Annotated in this window: 16 protein-coding genes; 6 read left to right on the top strand and 10 right to left on the bottom strand. The window is 64.3% G+C overall.

The features are described 5' to 3' along the window. Window positions 1-309 precede the first annotated feature (309 nt). The 6 genes from asd to AC5I49_RS21420 all read right to left on the bottom strand — a co-directional run bounded on the left by asd (window position 310) and on the right by AC5I49_RS21420 (window position 6,222). On the bottom strand, window positions 310-1,422 hold the full coding sequence (gene asd, locus AC5I49_RS21395) for an aspartate-semialdehyde dehydrogenase (protein WP_074921050.1): 1,113 nt from the start codon (window positions 1,420-1,422) through the stop codon (window positions 310-312). 375 nt (window positions 1,423-1,797) lie between these two features. Further along, window positions 1,798-2,868 (bottom strand): 3-isopropylmalate dehydrogenase, encoded by a 1,071-nt coding sequence (gene leuB, locus AC5I49_RS21400; RefSeq protein WP_016447764.1) that lies wholly within the window; start codon window positions 2,866-2,868, stop codon window positions 1,798-1,800. A 96-nt stretch (window positions 2,869-2,964) separates the two neighbouring features. Then, on the bottom strand, window positions 2,965-3,618 hold the full coding sequence (gene leuD, locus AC5I49_RS21405) for a 3-isopropylmalate dehydratase small subunit (RefSeq protein ID WP_016447763.1): 654 nt from the start codon (window positions 3,616-3,618) through the stop codon (window positions 2,965-2,967). 20 nt (window positions 3,619-3,638) lie between these two features. Continuing rightward, window positions 3,639-3,764: an entericidin A/B family lipoprotein gene (locus tag AC5I49_RS21410; protein ID WP_012207035.1), complete on the bottom strand. Its 126-nt coding sequence runs from the start codon at window positions 3,762-3,764 to the stop codon at window positions 3,639-3,641. Window positions 3,765-3,790: 26 nt separating this feature from the next. Beyond that, a complete protein-coding gene (gene leuC, locus AC5I49_RS21415) occupies window positions 3,791-5,212 on the bottom strand; it encodes a 3-isopropylmalate dehydratase large subunit (protein WP_074921049.1) in 1,422 nt (473 codons plus the stop codon). Between the two features lie 65 nt (window positions 5,213-5,277). Next, window positions 5,278-6,222, bottom strand: a complete 945-nt coding sequence (locus AC5I49_RS21420; protein WP_016447761.1) for a LysR family transcriptional regulator — start codon at window positions 6,220-6,222, stop codon at window positions 5,278-5,280. Between the two features lie 241 nt (window positions 6,223-6,463). On the opposite strand from AC5I49_RS21420, the gene AC5I49_RS21425 reads away from it, so the two are divergent. After that, window positions 6,464-7,720: a tetratricopeptide repeat protein gene (locus tag AC5I49_RS21425; RefSeq protein WP_227468439.1), complete on the top strand. Its 1,257-nt coding sequence runs from the start codon at window positions 6,464-6,466 to the stop codon at window positions 7,718-7,720. A 69-nt stretch (window positions 7,721-7,789) separates the two neighbouring features. Here the strand turns inward: AC5I49_RS21425 and dnaJ are convergent, their stop codons facing one another. The 3 genes from dnaJ to grpE all read right to left on the bottom strand — a co-directional run bounded on the left by dnaJ (window position 7,790) and on the right by grpE (window position 11,639). After that, on the bottom strand, window positions 7,790-8,929 hold the full coding sequence (dnaJ, locus tag AC5I49_RS21430; RefSeq protein ID WP_017405356.1) for a molecular chaperone DnaJ: 1,140 nt from the start codon (window positions 8,927-8,929) through the stop codon (window positions 7,790-7,792). Window positions 8,930-9,029: 100 nt separating this feature from the next. Further along, window positions 9,030-10,979: a molecular chaperone DnaK gene (dnaK, locus tag AC5I49_RS21435; protein ID WP_016447758.1), complete on the bottom strand. Its 1,950-nt coding sequence runs from the start codon at window positions 10,977-10,979 to the stop codon at window positions 9,030-9,032. 114 nt (window positions 10,980-11,093) lie between these two features. Beyond that, entirely contained in the window at window positions 11,094-11,639 is a 546-nt protein-coding gene (grpE, locus tag AC5I49_RS21440) for a nucleotide exchange factor GrpE (protein ID WP_016447757.1), read from the bottom strand. 302 nt (window positions 11,640-11,941) lie between these two features. Here grpE and rpsF point away from each other — a divergent pair, with 302 nt between their 5' ends. The 5 genes from rpsF (at window position 11,942) to dnaB (ending at window position 14,955) form a co-directional block, all read left to right on the top strand. Continuing rightward, window positions 11,942-12,304 carry a 30S ribosomal protein S6 gene (gene rpsF, locus AC5I49_RS21445; protein ID WP_012207028.1) on the top strand — a complete coding sequence of 121 codons (363 nt, stop codon included), beginning with the start codon at window positions 11,942-11,944 and terminating at the stop codon, window positions 12,302-12,304. 26 nt (window positions 12,305-12,330) lie between these two features. Continuing rightward, window positions 12,331-12,621, top strand: coding sequence for a primosomal replication protein N (gene priB, locus AC5I49_RS21450; protein ID WP_016451191.1), 291 nt, complete (start codon window positions 12,331-12,333; stop codon window positions 12,619-12,621). A gap of 18 nt (window positions 12,622-12,639) precedes the next feature. Continuing rightward, entirely contained in the window at window positions 12,640-12,921 is a 282-nt protein-coding gene (rpsR, locus tag AC5I49_RS21455; RefSeq protein WP_012207026.1) for a 30S ribosomal protein S18, read from the top strand. Between the two features lie 12 nt (window positions 12,922-12,933). Continuing rightward, on the top strand, window positions 12,934-13,386 hold the full coding sequence (rplI, locus tag AC5I49_RS21460; protein WP_016447755.1) for a 50S ribosomal protein L9: 453 nt from the start codon (window positions 12,934-12,936) through the stop codon (window positions 13,384-13,386). Between the two features lie 132 nt (window positions 13,387-13,518). Then, window positions 13,519-14,955 carry a replicative DNA helicase gene (dnaB, locus tag AC5I49_RS21465; protein WP_016447754.1) on the top strand — a complete coding sequence of 479 codons (1,437 nt, stop codon included), beginning with the start codon at window positions 13,519-13,521 and terminating at the stop codon, window positions 14,953-14,955. 75 nt (window positions 14,956-15,030) lie between these two features. Here dnaB and AC5I49_RS21470 read toward each other — a convergent pair whose 3' ends face one another. Then, a complete protein-coding gene (locus AC5I49_RS21470; RefSeq protein ID WP_016447753.1) occupies window positions 15,031-15,429 on the bottom strand; it encodes a hypothetical protein in 399 nt (132 codons plus the stop codon). Between the last annotated feature and the right edge of the window lie 3 nt (window positions 15,430-15,432).

Below are 15,432 nucleotides of genomic sequence, written 5' to 3' on the forward strand. Positions count from 1 at the left end.
CCGCGTTTGCACATGTAATTGAAATTTACCCGGGGATAGATGGCACGCCATATACCAAGGTGCTTGGGTCGCATTGTCGGCCACGCTATAGGATCGCAAGCGTCTGGTTGCCGGTGAACGCTGCCAGTTGTTGTCGAACGGCAACGAGAAGAAACACAATGTATCTTCGGTGATTGTAGGCAACCGCCTACAGTCAGGGGACAAGAGACTTGGGCATTGTGCCCAATCGCACAGGGTTTAAAGCCGAAAAAAGCGCCATGTCCCGGGCCAGGACATGGCGCTTTTTGTGTTGGCTCAAGCCGGCGGTGCTCAGGCGGCCAGCAGGATGCGCAGCATGCGGCGCAGCGGCTCGGCGGCGCCCCACAGCAGTTGGTCGCCGATCACGAAGGCCGACAGGTATTCGGGGCCCATGTTCAGCTTGCGCACGCGGCCCACGCCGACTTCCAGGCCGCCGGTGATGGCGGCTGGCGTCAGTTCCTTGACGGTGATGGCGCGTTCATTGGGCACCCACTTCACCCAGGGGTTGCCGGACTTGATGATGGCTTCCAGCTCCTGCAGGGGCAGGTCCTTCTTGAGCTTGAGGGTCAGCGCCAGGCTGTGGCAGCGCATGGCGCCGATGCGCACGCACAGGCCGTCGACGGGAATGGTCTGCTCCGTGCCCAGGATCTTGTTGACCTCGGCCTGGCCCTTCCACTCTTCCTTGGACTGGCCGTTGTCCAGCTGTGCGTCGATCCAGGGGATCAGGCCGCCAGCCAGAGGCGCGCCGAAGAATTCGGTGGGCACATCGGTGCGGATGGTCTGGGCCACCTTGCGGTCGATATCCAGGATGGCGGAGGCGGGCGTGGCCAGCTCGTCGGACACGGCCGCATGCACCACGCCCATGCCCTTGAGCAGTTCGCGCATGTGGTTGGCGCCGCCACCGGAGGCTGCCTGGTAGGTCATGGAGCTGACCCATTCCACGAGACCGGCCTTGAACAGGCCGCCCAGCCCCATCAGCAGGATGGAGTTGGTGCAGTTGCCGCCAATCCAGTTCTTGCCGCCCGCGGCGAGCTTGGACTGGATCAGGCCTTCATTGACGGGGTCGAGCACGATGACGGCATCGCCTTCCATGCGCAGCGACGATGCGGCATCGATCCAGTGGCCCTTCCAGCCCGAGGCGCGCAGCTGGGGGAAGACTTCCTTGGTGTAGTCACCGCCCTGGCAGGTGATGATGATGTCGCACTTGGACAGCTCGGCAATGTCGTTGGCATTGCGCAGCTCGGTGTGGGTCTTCGCCATGGCCGGGGCCTTGCCGCCGGCGTTGGAGGTGGAGAAGAAAACGGGCTCGATCAGGTCGAAATCGCCCTCTGCCTGCATGCGGTCCATCAGCACGGAGCCGACCATGCCGCGCCAGCCCACCAGGCCTACCAATTGCTTGCTCATTTTTGAAACGCCCTTTCAGTGTGAAAACAGTGCTGGATCAAGACTGTTGTCGCCCGGCTCGTCTGGGCCAGGTGAGGGCGCACGACGAACCGGGCTGGGTCAGCCTTTGATTGTCGTAATGGTTGTGGATGTGATTGCGCGCACGGCCACACCAGCCTGGGCGGCGGGTGCAATGTTCAGCAGGAGGAACGGGCGGGCGGCAAACATAAGAGCAGTCATTCTAGCGAATACGCCAGGAAAGAGAATGTCTGTTTGATGAATATCTTCGTCGAAATGGCGAAAAGCAGACGTCTGTTTTGACGCTTTGCCAAGTTCTGGAAAATCCTGGTCAGGCAGGGCAGCCGCAAGCCCGGAGGCTCGCGGCTGTCGTGGACGTCAGGCCAGCGCGGCCACCACGGCATCGCCCATCTCGCGGGTGGAGACCTTGGTCGTGCCTTCGCTGTGGATGTCGGCCGTGCGCAGGCCCTGGGCCAGGACCTTTTGCACGGCGGCTTCGATACGCTGTGCAGCAGCCTCCTGGTTCAGCGAGAAGCGCAGCATCATCGCAGCCGACAGGATGGTGGCCAGCGGATTGGCAATGCCCTTGCCCGCAATGTCGGGGGCCGAGCCATGGCTGGGCTCGTACAGACCCTGGCCCTTGGCGTTGAGCGAGGCGGAGGGCAGCATGCCGATGGAGCCGGTGAGCATGGAGGCTTCATCGGACAGGATGTCGCCAAACATATTGCCCGTGACCACCACGTCGAAGCGCTTGGGCTCCTTGACCAGTTGCATGGCGGCGTTGTCCACGTACATGTGGTCCAGTTGCACGTCGGGGTACTGCTGGCCTACCTCGGTGACCACGTCCTTCCAGAACTGGAAGGTTTCCAGCACGTTGGCCTTGTCCACGCTGGTCACGCGCTTGCTGCGCTTTTGCGCGGCCTGGAAGGCCACGTGGGCGATGCGCTCGATTTCGGGCTTGGAGTAGCGCATGGTGTCGAAGGCTTCCTCGGCGCCGGGGAAGTGGCCGTCAGTGGCCACGCGGCGGCCGCGCGGCTGGCCGAAGTAGATGTCGCCGGTCAGCTCGCGGATGATGAGGATGTCCAGGCCTGCGACCAGTTCGGGCTTGAGGCTGGAGGCATGGGTCAGCTCCGCATAGCAGATGGCCGGGCGGAAGTTGGCAAACAGGCCCATGTGCTTGCGCAGGCCCAGGATGGCCTGCTCGGGGCGCAGCGGGCGGTCCAGCGTGTCGTACTTCCAGTCGCCCACGGCGCCGAACAGCACGGCGTCGGACTCCATGGCCAGCTTCAGCGTGGATTCGGGCAGCGGGTGGCCGGCAGCTTCGTAGGCAGCGCCGCCCACGGGGGCGGTCTGCATGTCGAAGTCCAGGCCCAGGGCGCCCAGCACCTTCACGGCTTCCGCAACGATTTCGGGGCCGATGCCATCACCGGGCAAGACTGCGATTTTCATGGTGTTCCTTTTGAGAGACTGTTCGGATGGTGGAAGGCCGCCGGCGGCTGGTTCAGCAACGCCTGCGGCCCATTGATGCGCGCAAGTGGAGATCGATCAGCGCTGCACCAGCGTGTGGGCCAGCCAGGGCTTGGTGGCCAGGCGCTCGGCCTCGTAGGCGCGGATCTTGTCGGCATGGCGCAGGGTCAGGCCGATGTCGTCAAAACCGTTGAGCAGGCAGTACTTGCGGAAGGCAATGACGTCGAAGGGGATCTCCTCGCCCTGCGGGCGCACGATCACCTGGCGGTCCAGGTCGATGGTCAGCTCGTAGCCGGGGAAGGCGGCGATCTCGTTGAACAGCATGTCGATCGTGGCTTCGGGCAGCACGATGGGCAGCAGGCCGTTCTTGAAGCAGTTGTTGAAGAAGATGTCGGCGAAGCTGGGTGCCAGGATGGCGCGAAAGCCGTACTGGTCCAGGGCCCAGGGCGCGTGCTCGCGGCTGGAGCCGCAGCCGAAGTTCTTGCGTGCGACCAGGATGGAGGCGCCCGCATAGCGCGGCTGATTGAGCACGAAGTCGGGGTTGGGCTTGCGCGAGGCCGGGTCCTGGCCGGGTTCGCCATGGTCCAGGTAGCGCCACTCGTCGAACAGGTTCACACCGAAGCCGGTCTTCTTGATCGACTTGAGGAACTGCTTGGGAATGATGGCGTCGGTGTCGACGTTCTCGCGGTCCATGGGGGCGACAAGGCCCTTGTGCACGGTGAATTGTTGCATGGCAGTATCGAATTCAGGGTTCAGCGGGCGGCGCGTTCGATGGCGCTGCCCGCGCTTTGCACGTCCTGGCCAATGCCCTTGACGGTATTGCAGGCGGCCAGGGTGAAGGCCAGGCCGATCAGGAGGATCGAGAAGGAAGGCTTCATGGTGTGCTGGCGGGGCAGTTGCGGGTTCAGGAGAATCTGCGGATGTCCACGAAGTGGCCGTGGATGGCCGCGGCAGCGGCCATGGCGGGGCTCACCAGGTGGGTGCGTCCGCCCGCGCCCTGGCGGCCTTCGAAGTTGCGGTTGCTGGTGGAGGCGCAGCGCTCGCCGGGCTCCAGGCGGTCGGCGTTCATGGCCAGGCACATGGAGCAGCCGGGTTCGCGCCATTCAAAGCCTGCCGCCTTGAAGATCTGGTCCAGGCCTTCGCGCTCGGCCTGCTCCTTGACCAGGCCCGATCCGGGCACCACCATGGCCAGCTTGATGTTGCGTGCCACCTTCTGGCCCAGCTTCTTGACCACGGCGGCGGCTTCGCGCATGTCTTCGATGCGGCTGTTGGTGCACGAGCCGATGAAGACCTTGTCCACGAAGATGTCGTCGATGGCCTTGCCGGGTTCCAGCGCCATGTAGGTCAGCGCGCGCTCGATGGCGCCGCGCTTGCTGGCATCCTTTTCCTTGTCGGGATCGGGCACGCGGGCATCCACGCCCAGCACCATTTCGGGCGAGGTGCCCCAGGTGACCTGCGGCACGATCTCGCTGGCCTGCAGCTCGACCACGCGGTCGAACTTCGCATCGGCATCGGAGTGCAGCGTCTTCCAGTAGGCGACGGCGGCGTCCCATTCGGCGCCCGTGGGCGCCAGCGGGCGGCCCTTGACGTAGGCGATGGTCTTGTCGTCCACGGCCACCAGGCCGGCGCGCGCGCCGCCTTCGATGGCCATGTTGCAGACCGTCATGCGGCCTTCCATGCTCAGGTCGCGGATGGCCTCGCCTGCGAACTCGATGGTGTAGCCCGTGCCGCCGGCCGTGCCGATCTTGCCGATGATGGCCAGCACGATGTCCTTGGCCGTGATGCCGGGCGCCGCCTTGCCGCTGACGTTGATCAGCATGTTCTTGGCCTTCTTGGCCAGCAGGGTCTGGGTGGCCATCACGTGCTCGACTTCGGAGGTGCCGATGCCGTGGGCCAGTGCGCCGAAGGCCCCATGCGTGGACGTGTGGCTGTCGCCGCAGACCACGGTCATGCCGGGCAGGGTGGCGCCTTGCTCGGGACCCATGACGTGGACGATGCCCTGGCCCTTGTCCATGAAGGGAAAGAAGGCCGCAGAGCCGAACTCGCCGATGTTGGTGTTCAGCGTGGTGATCTGTTCCTTGCTGATGGGGTCGGCAATGCCGTCATAGCCGCGCTCCCAGCCGTCGGTGGGTGTGTTGTGGTCGGCCGTGGCCACCACCGAGCTGATGCGCCACAGCTTGCGGCCGGCCATGCGCAGGCCTTCGAAGGCCTGGGGGCTGGTGACTTCGTGCACCAGGTGGCGGTCGATGTAGAGGACGGCGGTGCCGTCATCCTCGGTGTGGATGACATGCTCGTCGAAGATCTTGTCGTAGAGGGTGCGTCCCATGGCGTTCTCGAATGGTTGGTGTCGTGGGGAAATTCTTGGATGTGCATCCGGCTGGCAAGGGGCCTTCAGGATGCGCTGGCCGGCGGGCTCAGGTGCTCCACCAGCAGGCGGGCCGTAACGGGTAGCGCGTCGAAGTCGCGCGCCACGATGCTCAGCTCGCGCCGTGCCCAGTCGTCGCTGAGCTCCAGGGCGCGCAGATGGCCCACGCCGTGCATGAGCTCGAAGGCGCGGTCGGGGATCAGTCCCACGCCCAGGCCGTTGTCGATCATGCGGCACATGGCATCCAGGCTGGTGACCTGGATGCGCTGGTGCAGCGCATGCCCGGCCTGGGCCGCAGCCGCACGCATGGCCAGGCTGATGGAGGAGCCGGCCTGCAGGCTGACGATGTCCCATTCGAGCACATCGGCAAAGGCCACGCTGTCGCTGTGCGCCAGCGCGTGCTGCTCGGGCACCACGACGACCAGCCGGTCCTCGCGGTAGGGGCGGTGCTGCAGCGCGGGAGTGGCCTGGCCATTGCCCAGCGGCATGTATGCCATGGAGCAGATGCCGATGTCGGCCGTGCCTTCCTGCACCGCCGCCAGCACGGCGGGGCTGAGCTGCTCCTGCAGGTCGATCTTGACCTGGCCATGCTTGCGCGCGAAGACGCCCAGGTCTTCCGGCAGGAACTGCACGATGGCCGACATATTGGCGTGGATGCGTACATGGCCGCGCACGCCATCGGCGTACTCGGACAGCTCGCCTTGCATGCGCTCCAGGCCATACAGCACGTTGCGCGCGTGGTGCAGCAGGCTTTCGCCGGCAGGAGTGAGTGTCACGCCACGGCTGTGGCGATACAGCAGGGCCGTGTCCACGGTGGCCTCGAGGTCGGACAGGCGCTTGCTCACCGCCGAAGCGGCGATGAACTCGCGCTCTGCCGCTCGTCCGATGCTGCCAAGTTCGCAGACAGCCACGAACAGCTGCAAGGAGGTAAGGTCTATGCGCCGTGCAAAACTGCGCTCTGAATTCTTCATGTGGTGGGGTTCAGGCTTCTCATTAGGAGAAGTTGAATGGATTTTCTCGCACAAGTCATCGATCTGTCATCTTCAAGCGCGATGTCTTTGGTGATGTCGTGCGATTTCATGGAGATGGGGGTCATGCCTCGTGGCGATGGCTGCGGGCAGCCATGCCCGCCGGAACGCCGGTTGCATACTGAAAGAATTTGTCAATCTTTGCGCCAGTCGCCTGCATGGATTGCTGCAAAAATAAGAGCATATGAACGATCGATACCCGACGGGCCTGCGAGCCCTGCCTGCAGGCCTGTCATTGCTGCTGGCCGCAGCCCTGTCCTGCATGGCCGTCCCGGCGTCTGCCAAGCCGCAGCCACCAGCGAAGAACACGGCCAAGAGCGGCGCGAAGGCCCCCGCCAAGCCTGCGGCCAAGGCAGCTGCGAGGCCGACAGGCAAGATCGCCGTCAAATCCAAGGGCAAGCCGGCACCTGCCACCACCCGCAGCGCACCTGCCAAGGCGGCCGCCGCTGCAGGCGTGGTGGGCGGCGCTGCCGCAGCGGGGGCTGCAGCTGCAGCCGCAGGTGGCGGCGTGTCCAAGGGTGAGTCCGGCCTGAGCGCTGCCGAGCTTGCAGCGCTGCAGCAGCATGCCGAGCAGGGGGAGGCCAGCGCCCAGTACGCGCTGGGCTCGCTGTACAAGCGCGGCCAGGGCGTTGCCCTGGATGCGGAGACTGCCGCCCGGTGGTATGAGAAATCGGCCCAGCAAGGCTATGCGCCGGCTCAGTCCGACCTGGGTTTGATGTACGCCAATGGCCGTGGCGTGGTGCGCGACGATGCGCAGGCCGTGCAGTGGTATCGCAAGGCGGCCGAGCAGGGTGACGCCGTGGCACAGAACAACCTGGGCCTGATGCTGGCCGAGGGGCGCGGAGCCGCCAAGGATCCCGTCCAGGCCGTGCAATGGTTCCAGCGCTCGGCCGAACAGGGGGAGGCGGCCGGCCAGTACAGCCTGGGCGTGATGTATGCCACGGGCCGGGGCGTGGCCGAGGATGTGGCGCAGGCGCTGCGCTGGTTCGTGGCGGCGGCAGGCCAGGGCCATGTCGATGCGCAATTCAACGCCGGCATGCTCTATGCCGAGGGTGGCGTGGTCGATCGCGACATGGCGCAGGCCGCACACTGGCTGGAGAAGGCGGCCGAGCAGGGCAGTGCCGCAGCCCAGTCCAACCTGGGCGTTCTGTATGCCAATGGCCAGGGCGTGCCTGCCAGCGACAAGCAGGCCGCGCGCTGGCTGGAGCGTGCCGCCCAGCAGGGCGACGCGCTGGCGCAGTCCAATCTGGCCAGCCTCTATTCCTCGGGCAAGGGCGTGGAGCGCAGCCCGTCGCAGGCCTATTTCTGGATGCTGCTGGCAGCGGGCAAGGACAGCTCTCTGGCGGCCAAGCGCGACAGCATGGCCCAGCCGCTGAGCGCGGCAGAGCGCGCACGTGCCGAGCGGCAGGCGGCGGCCTGGAAGGCCAAACCCGCTCCCTGAGCCCTGTTGAGGATGCACCAATGAAAAACGCCTCGGAAGAGGCGTTTTTGTTGGGGGCTCAGTGCTGCATCAACTGAAGAAGCTCTTGAGCCTGTCGGTCCAGCTCTCGCCGCTGGGCGAATGCTTGGCGCCGCCCTTCTTGAGCGATTCCTCCAGCTCGCGCAGCAGCTTGCGCTGGTACTCGGTCAGCTTGACGGGCGTCTCGACCACGATGTGGCAGTACAGGTCACCGGGGTAGCTGGAGCGCACGCCCTTGATGCCCTTGCCGCGCAGGCGGAACTGCTTGCCGGCCTGGGTGCCTTCGGGGATGTCGATGGCCGCCTTGCCCGAGAGGGTGGGTACCTCGATCTCGCCACCCAGCGCCGCCGTGATGAAGCTCACGGGCACGTTGCAGTGCAGATCGTCGCCATCGCGCTCGAAGATGTCGTGGTCCTTGATGCGGATCTCGATGTAGAGATCGCCTGCAGGCCCGCCATTGGTGCCGGGTTCGCCATTGCCCGAGGAACGGATGCGCATGCCGTCGTCGATGCCTGCGGGAATCTTCACTTCCAGCGTCTTCTGGCGCTTGACCTTGCCCTGGCCGCCGCAGCTGGTGCAGGGTTCGGGAATGATCTTGCCGGTGCCTCGGCAGTGCGGGCAGGTCTGCTGCACGCTGAAGAAGCCCTGGCGCATCTGCACGCTGCCCATGCCGTTGCAGGTGGTGCAGGTCTTGGCGCTGGTGCCGGGCTTGGCGCCGCTGCCGTGGCAGGTGTCGCAGCTGTCCCAGCTGGGGATGCGTATCTGCGCATCCTTGCCGTGGGCCGCCTCTTCCAGCGTGATCTCCATGGCATAGCTGAGGTCGTTGCCACGGTAGACCTGGCGGCCGCCACCTGCGCCGCCGCGCCGCCCGCCCTGGTTGAACATGTCGCCGAAGATGTCGCCAAAGGCCTCGGCAAAGCCGCCAAAGCCTTCTGCGCCGCCGCCCATGCCGCGGTTGGGGTCCACGCCTGCGTGGCCGTACTGATCGTAGGCCGCGCGTTTGTTGCTGTCGGAGAGCATCTCGTAGGCCTCCTTGGCCTCCTTGAATTTCTCTTCCGCCTCGCGTGCGGCATCCCCCTGGTTGCGGTCAGGGTGGTACTTCATCGCCAGCTTGCGATAAGCCTTCTTGATGTCGTCGTCCGAGGCGTTCTTGGCAACGCCGAGGACCTCGTAAAAATCGCGTTTGGACATGGTGTTTGCTAGCCAGTCAGTGAGAACAGGAACGCCGCGTCAGCCCCTTGGCAGGGCCGAGCGCGGCGGCAAGCGGTCGTCAAGGGACCACGCGCTGGGTTCAGTCCTTCTTGACTTCCTTGACTTCGGCGTCGACGACGTTGTCGTCAGCGGCTGCAGCACCGGCCGAGGCGCCTGCAGCACCGGCGGCTGCTGCGGCGGCGGCTGCCTCGGGGGCGCCCGCTGCCTGTGCATCGGCGTACATCTTCTCGCCGAGCTTCTGGCTGACCGTCATCAGCGCCGTGGTCTTGGCGTCGATGGCGTCCTTGTCCTCGCCCTTGAGCGCTTCTTCCAGGTCCTTGACGGCGCTCTCGATGGCGGTCTTCTCGCCAGCGTCGAGCTTGTCGCCATGCTCGCCCAGGCTCTTCTTGACGCTGTGCACGGCAGCTTCGCCCTGGTTGCGGGCCTGGACCAGTTCCAGCTTCTTCTTGTCGTCGGCGGCGTTCAGCTCGGCGTCCTTGACCATCTTCTGGATCTCTTCCTCGGACAGGCCGGAGTTCGCCTTGATGGTGATCTTGTTTTCCTTGCCCGATGCCTTGTCCTTGGCGGACACGTTCAGGATGCCGTTGGCGTCGATGTCAAAGGCCACTTCGATCTGGGGCACGCCACGCGCGGCCGGCGGGATGCCTTCGAGGTTGAACTCGCCCAGCATCTTGTTGCCCGAAGCCATTTCGCGCTCGCCCTGGAACACCTTGATCGTCACGGCAGGCTGGTTGTCGTCGGCCGTCGAGAAGGTCTGTGCGAACTTCGTCGGGATGGTGGTGTTCTTGGTGATCATCTTGGTCATCACGCCACCCAGCGTCTCGATGCCCAGCGACAGCGGTGTCACGTCCAGCAGCAGCACGTCCTTGCGGTCACCCGACAGAACCTGGCCCTGCACGGCGGCGCCCACGGCCACGGCTTCGTCGGGGTTCACGTCCTTGCGGGGATCCTTGCCGAAGAATTCCTTGACCTTTTCCTGCACCTTGGGCATGCGGGTCATGCCACCGACCAGGATGACGTCATCGATGTCGGACACGGACACGCCTGCGTCCTTGATGGCCGTGCGGCAGGGCGCAATGGTGCGCTCGATCAGGTCCTCGACCAGGCTTTCCAGCTTGGCGCGGGTCAGCTTGATGTTCAGGTGCTTGGGACCCGAGGCATCGGCCGTGATGTAGGGCAGGTTGATGTCGGTCTGGGCCGAGTTCGACAGCTCGATCTTGGCCTTCTCGGCGGCTTCCTTCAGGCGCTGCAGCGCCAGCACGTCCTTGGACAGATCGACGCCCTGTTCCTTCTTGAACTCGGTGATGATGTAGTCGATGATGCGCTGGTCGAAGTCTTCGCCGCCCAGGAAGGTGTCGCCGTTGGTCGACAGCACTTCGAACTGCTTTTCGCCGTCCACATCGGCGATTTCGATGATGGACACGTCGAAGGTGCCGCCGCCCAGGTCATACACGGCGATCTTGCGGTCGCCCTTGTCGGTCTTGTCCAGGCCGAAGGCCAGGGCCGCCGCCGTGGGTTCGTTGATGATGCGCTTGACTTCCAGGCCGGCGATGCGGCCGGCGTCCTTGGTGGCCTGGCGCTGGGCGTCGTTGAAGTAAGCGGGCACGGTGATCACGGCCTCGGTCACGGGCTCGCCCAGGTAGTCCTCGGCGGTCTTCTTCATCTTGCGCAGCACTTCGGCGGAAATCTGCGGCGGGGCCAGCTTCTGGCCGCGCACTTCCACCCAGGCGTCGCCGTTGTCGGCGCGCGAGATGGTGTAGGGCATCAGGTCGATGTCCTTTTGCACTTCCTTCTCGTCGAACTTGCGGCCGATCAGGCGCTTGGCGGCATAGATGGTGTTGCGGGGGTTGGTGACCGCCTGGCGCTTGGCCGAGGCGCCGACGAGGATCTCGCCGTCTTCCTGGTACGCAATGATCGACGGCGTGGTGCGCGCACCTTCGCTGTTCTCGATCACGCGCGTGGTGTTGCCGTCCATGATGGCCACGCAGCTATTGGTGGTGCCCAGGTCAATACCGATGATTTTTCCCATTTTGAGTTCTCTCCGCGTTCTGTGAAATGTTTGAATGACTGCTAACTTGTGGCCGGCTCGCGCAGCTTCAAGGGGCTTGTCCCCTTTTTTGTCAGTGCTGCCGTGAGTGCCCGCTTACTGGGGCTGGGCCACGGTCACGAGGGCCGGGCGCAGGATGCGGTCGGCGATCAGGTAGCCCTTTTGCAGCACCGATACCACGGTGTTGGCTTCCTGCTGTGCAGGCACCATGCTGATCGCCTGGTGCAGGTTGGGGTCGAATTTCTCGCCGGCAGCCGGATTGATGGTCACGACCTTGTTGCGCTCAAGGGCCGAGGTCAGCTGGCGCAGCGTGGCGTCGGCGCCTTCGCGCAGCTGTTCCGGCGTGGCCTGTTGAATGGCCAGGGCGGCATCCAGGCTGTCGCAGACAGGCAGAAGGCTTTCGGCAAAGCTCTCGATGCCGAATTTGCGCGCCTTGGAGACTTCGTCTTCCGCGCGGCGGCGCACATTCTCGGCCTCGGCCTTGGCGCGCAGGAACTGGTCTGCCAGCTCGGCGCTCTTGGCCTTGAGTTCGGCCAGCTCGGCCTGCAGGCGCTGCAGCTCGTCGGCTGCATTGGCCGCCATGGCGGCTTCGATTTCTTCCGGGGCTGCGTCTTGCAAGGGGTTGGAGTTTTGTTCAGACATGGATAGAGACTTCAGCTACAAAACAAAGCGGTCGCCAGACTGGAGGCCAGGCGATTGCACGATCTTGAATCGAGATGCGAGCGGATCGGTGTATTTTCAAGGGCTTTGTGCATGTGCATCCGCGCGGCAGAGGTACACGGTGAGGGCAAAAGCCGGGCGACGGGGCAAAAGCCCCACACAGATCCGGGGTCTCGGGCAGTGCGAAGTGTACAGATGGAAGAGGGCTGCGCTAGAATCCAATGCTTTGCCTTGCCGCACCGCTACAAGACGCAGTGGGCGGCGTTTTCCCAAAAGGAGTCGATATGCGTCATTACGAAATCGTTTTGTTGATCCACCCGGATCAGAGCGAGCAGGTTCCCGCCATGCTGGAACGCTACAAGGGCATGATCACCGCTGGCGGTGGCAAGGTCCATCGCGAAGAAGACTGGGGCCGTCGCCAACTGGCTTACATGATCAACAAGCTCGCCAAGGCCCACTACCTGTGCCTGAACATCGAAGCCGACCAGGCTGTGATGGCTGAGCTGGAGCATGCCTTCAAGTTCAACGATGCCGTGCTGCGTCACCTGACGGTTCAGAAGAAGAAGGCCGATACGGCTCCTTCCTCGATGATGAAGACCGTCGAGCGTGAAGAGGCCCGCAAGGCCAGCCAGACCGAACAGGCCTGAGCCCAGCCCTGTCAGAACCTGAAGGAGTGGAGAACCACGTTGTACTGACGGCCGCCATCGCAGAGCTTCAAGCACTGCGCTACACGCCGGCAGGGCTGCCAGCCCTTGAACTGCGACTCGAGCATGCGTCGCGGCAGAAAGAGGCAGGAAGCGAGCGCAGCGTGACGGCATCTGTCAAGGCGGTGGCCTTTGGCGCGCTGGCTGAAAAGCTGGCCCGCCAGGCGCTCGGCAGCCAGTGGAAGTTCCAAGGCTTCCTGGCAACGCCCCGCAACGGCAAATTGCTGGTTCTTCACATCCAGGACATTCAACAAAACTAATTTTCAAGAGGTCCAGAAATGGCCACGTTCAAGAAATTCAACAAGGACAAGCGCCCCAAGCGCAACACGCAGTCGCTGCTGTTCAAGCGCAAGCGCTTCTGCCGCTTCACCGTCGCCGGCGTCGAAGAAATCGACTACAAGGATGTGGACACCCTGCGTGACTTCATCGGTGAAAACGGCAAGATCGTCCCCGCTCGCCTGACCGGCACGCGCGCCATCTACCAGCGTCAGTTGAACACTGCCATCAAGCGCGCCCGCTTCCTGGCTCTGGTTCCTTACTCTGACCAGCACAAGATCTAAGGAATACAACCCATGCAAGTCATTCTGCTCGACAAGGTTGTGAACCTCGGTGGCCTCGGCGATATCGTCAAGGTCAAGGACGGCTACGCCCGCAACTTCCTGATCCCCACGGGCGCTGCCCGTCGCGCCACGGCTTCCGCCAAGGCCGAGTTCGAAGCCAAGCGCGCCGAACTGGAAAAGCAAGCGGCTGAAAAGCTGGCTGCTGCCCAGCAACTGGGCGAAAAGCTCAACGGCGTGAACGTCAAGCTGACCCAGAAGGCTGGCGTTGACGGCCGCCTGTTCGGTTCGGTGACCAATGCCGACATCGCCGAAGAACTGACCAAGGCCGGCTTCGCCGTTGCCAAGTCGCAAGTTCGCCTGGTCAACGGTCCCATCAAGACCGTGGGCGACGCCACCGTGGTCGTGGCACTGCACACCGACGTCAGCGTCGAAGTGTCGGTGTCGGTCTACGGCGACCACTCCTGATCCGGGGCTTGTCCCGTATCACCAAAAAGCCGCCTTCGGGCGGCTTTTTGCTTTGCCGCGCCCGGGTGATGACGCCGGGTGGCGCGGCCTTTTGCCAGCCGCTACGATGGCGGGCTCATCTCCAGGAATTCCATGTCGTCCGTAATGCCCCCGCTCGATCTCGATGATGCGTTCGCACCGCTGCTGCCCGCTGGCGACCAGCAGGTCGCGCAGTTGCGCGTGCCGCCGCATTCGATGGAGTCCGAGTCCAGCGTGCTGGGTGGCCTGCTTCTGGACAACAGTGCCTGGGACCGCGTGGGCGATCTGCTGGTGGATGGTGATTTCTACCGCCATGAGCACAAGCTGATTTACGAGGCCATCGGCAAGCTGATCAATGCCAGCAAGCCGGCCGACGTGATCACGGTGTACGAGCATTTGCAGGGCATGGGCAAGGCCGAGGAAATTGGCGGCCTGCTGTACCTGAACCAGCTGGCGCAGTACGTGCCCAGTGCCACCAACATCCGGCGCTACGCGGAGATCGTGCGCGAGCGCTCCATCCTGCGCAAGCTGGTGACGGCCAGTGATGACATCGCCACCAATGCCTTCAATCCGCAGGGCAAGACGGTGGACCGCATCCTTGACGAGGCCGAGCAGAAGATCCTGGCCATCGGCGAGGAGGGGGCGCGCAACAAGCAGGGCTTCCAGTCGCTCGACACGCTGGTGGTGGACCTGCTGGACCGTGTCCAGGAGATGGCCGACAACCCCATGGACGTGACCGGCGTGCCCACGGGCTTTGTCGATCTGGACCGCATGACCAGTGGCCTGCAGGCTGGCGACCTGGTGGTGCTGGCCGCACGCCCCTCGATGGGCAAGACCTCGTTTGCGGTGAATATCGCCGAGCACGTGGCGCTCAACGAAGGCCTGCCGGTCGCCATTTTCTCCATGGAAATGGGCGCAGCCCAGCTGGCGGTGCGTATCGTCGGCTCCATCGGCCGCGTCAACCAGGGCAATCTGCGCACGGGCAAGCTCAACGATGACGAGTGGCCGCGCCTGACGGAGGCCATCGAGCGGCTGCGCACGGTGTCCCTGCACATCGACGAGACACCGGGCCTGTCCCCCACGGAGCTGCGCGCCAATGCGCGGCGCCTGGCGCGCACCTGCGGCAAGCTGGGCCTGATCGTGGTGGACTATCTGCAGCTGATGAGCGGCTCGGGTTCGGCCGCCAGTTCCGACAACCGTGCGACCGAGCTGGGCGAGATTTCGCGAGGCTTGAAGATGCTGGCCAAGGAGTTGCAGTGCCCGGTGATTGCCCTGTCCCAGCTCAACCGTTCGGTGGAGCAGCGCACCGACAAGCGCCCCATGATGTCCGACCTGCGCGAATCGGGTGCCATCGAGCAGGATGCCGACATCATCATGTTCATCTACCGCGATGACTACTACAACAAGGACAGCAAGGAGCCCAACATCGCCGAAGTCATCATCGGCAAGCAGCGTAACGGCCCGACCGGCACGGTCAAGCTGTTCTTCCAGAAAAACCAGACGCGCTTCGAGAACCTGGCCGTGGGCTACGGTGGTGGCGACGAGTACTGATTGCAGCGCTTGGCTTTCAGGCTTTCCATGAAAAACGGCCCCGAGGGGCCGTTTGGTTTTTTTGCAGTGGGCGGTCTATGTACGCCAGGCATGGATCAGCAGACCTGCCACGCAGGCGCCGAGGATGGCACAGGCCCAGGCCAGCCGCTGGGCGCCCGTGCGCAGCGCACCCACGGTGGCCACGATCTGGGCATTCTGCTCGGCCAGCTTCTCGATCAGTTCCAGCGACTGGCGCTGTGACTGCTCCAGCTGCGTGATGCGGGCTTCCTGGGCCTGGATCAGCAGCAGAGCCTGTTCGCCAGCCGAGCGCGGGGCTGCCAGCGGCTCGCCGGCTGCAGCCGGCTGCGCGCCGACCGCCTGCTCCGCATCCTTTTTGCGCAGCAGGCTCTTGGCTGCCTTGACGACCTGGGGGGTGGCCTCGATGACATCGCCCCAGGGCACCAGCTTCAGCGCCGTGATCCAGCTGATCGCCATGGC

Source organism: Delftia sp. (assembly GCF_059499305.1).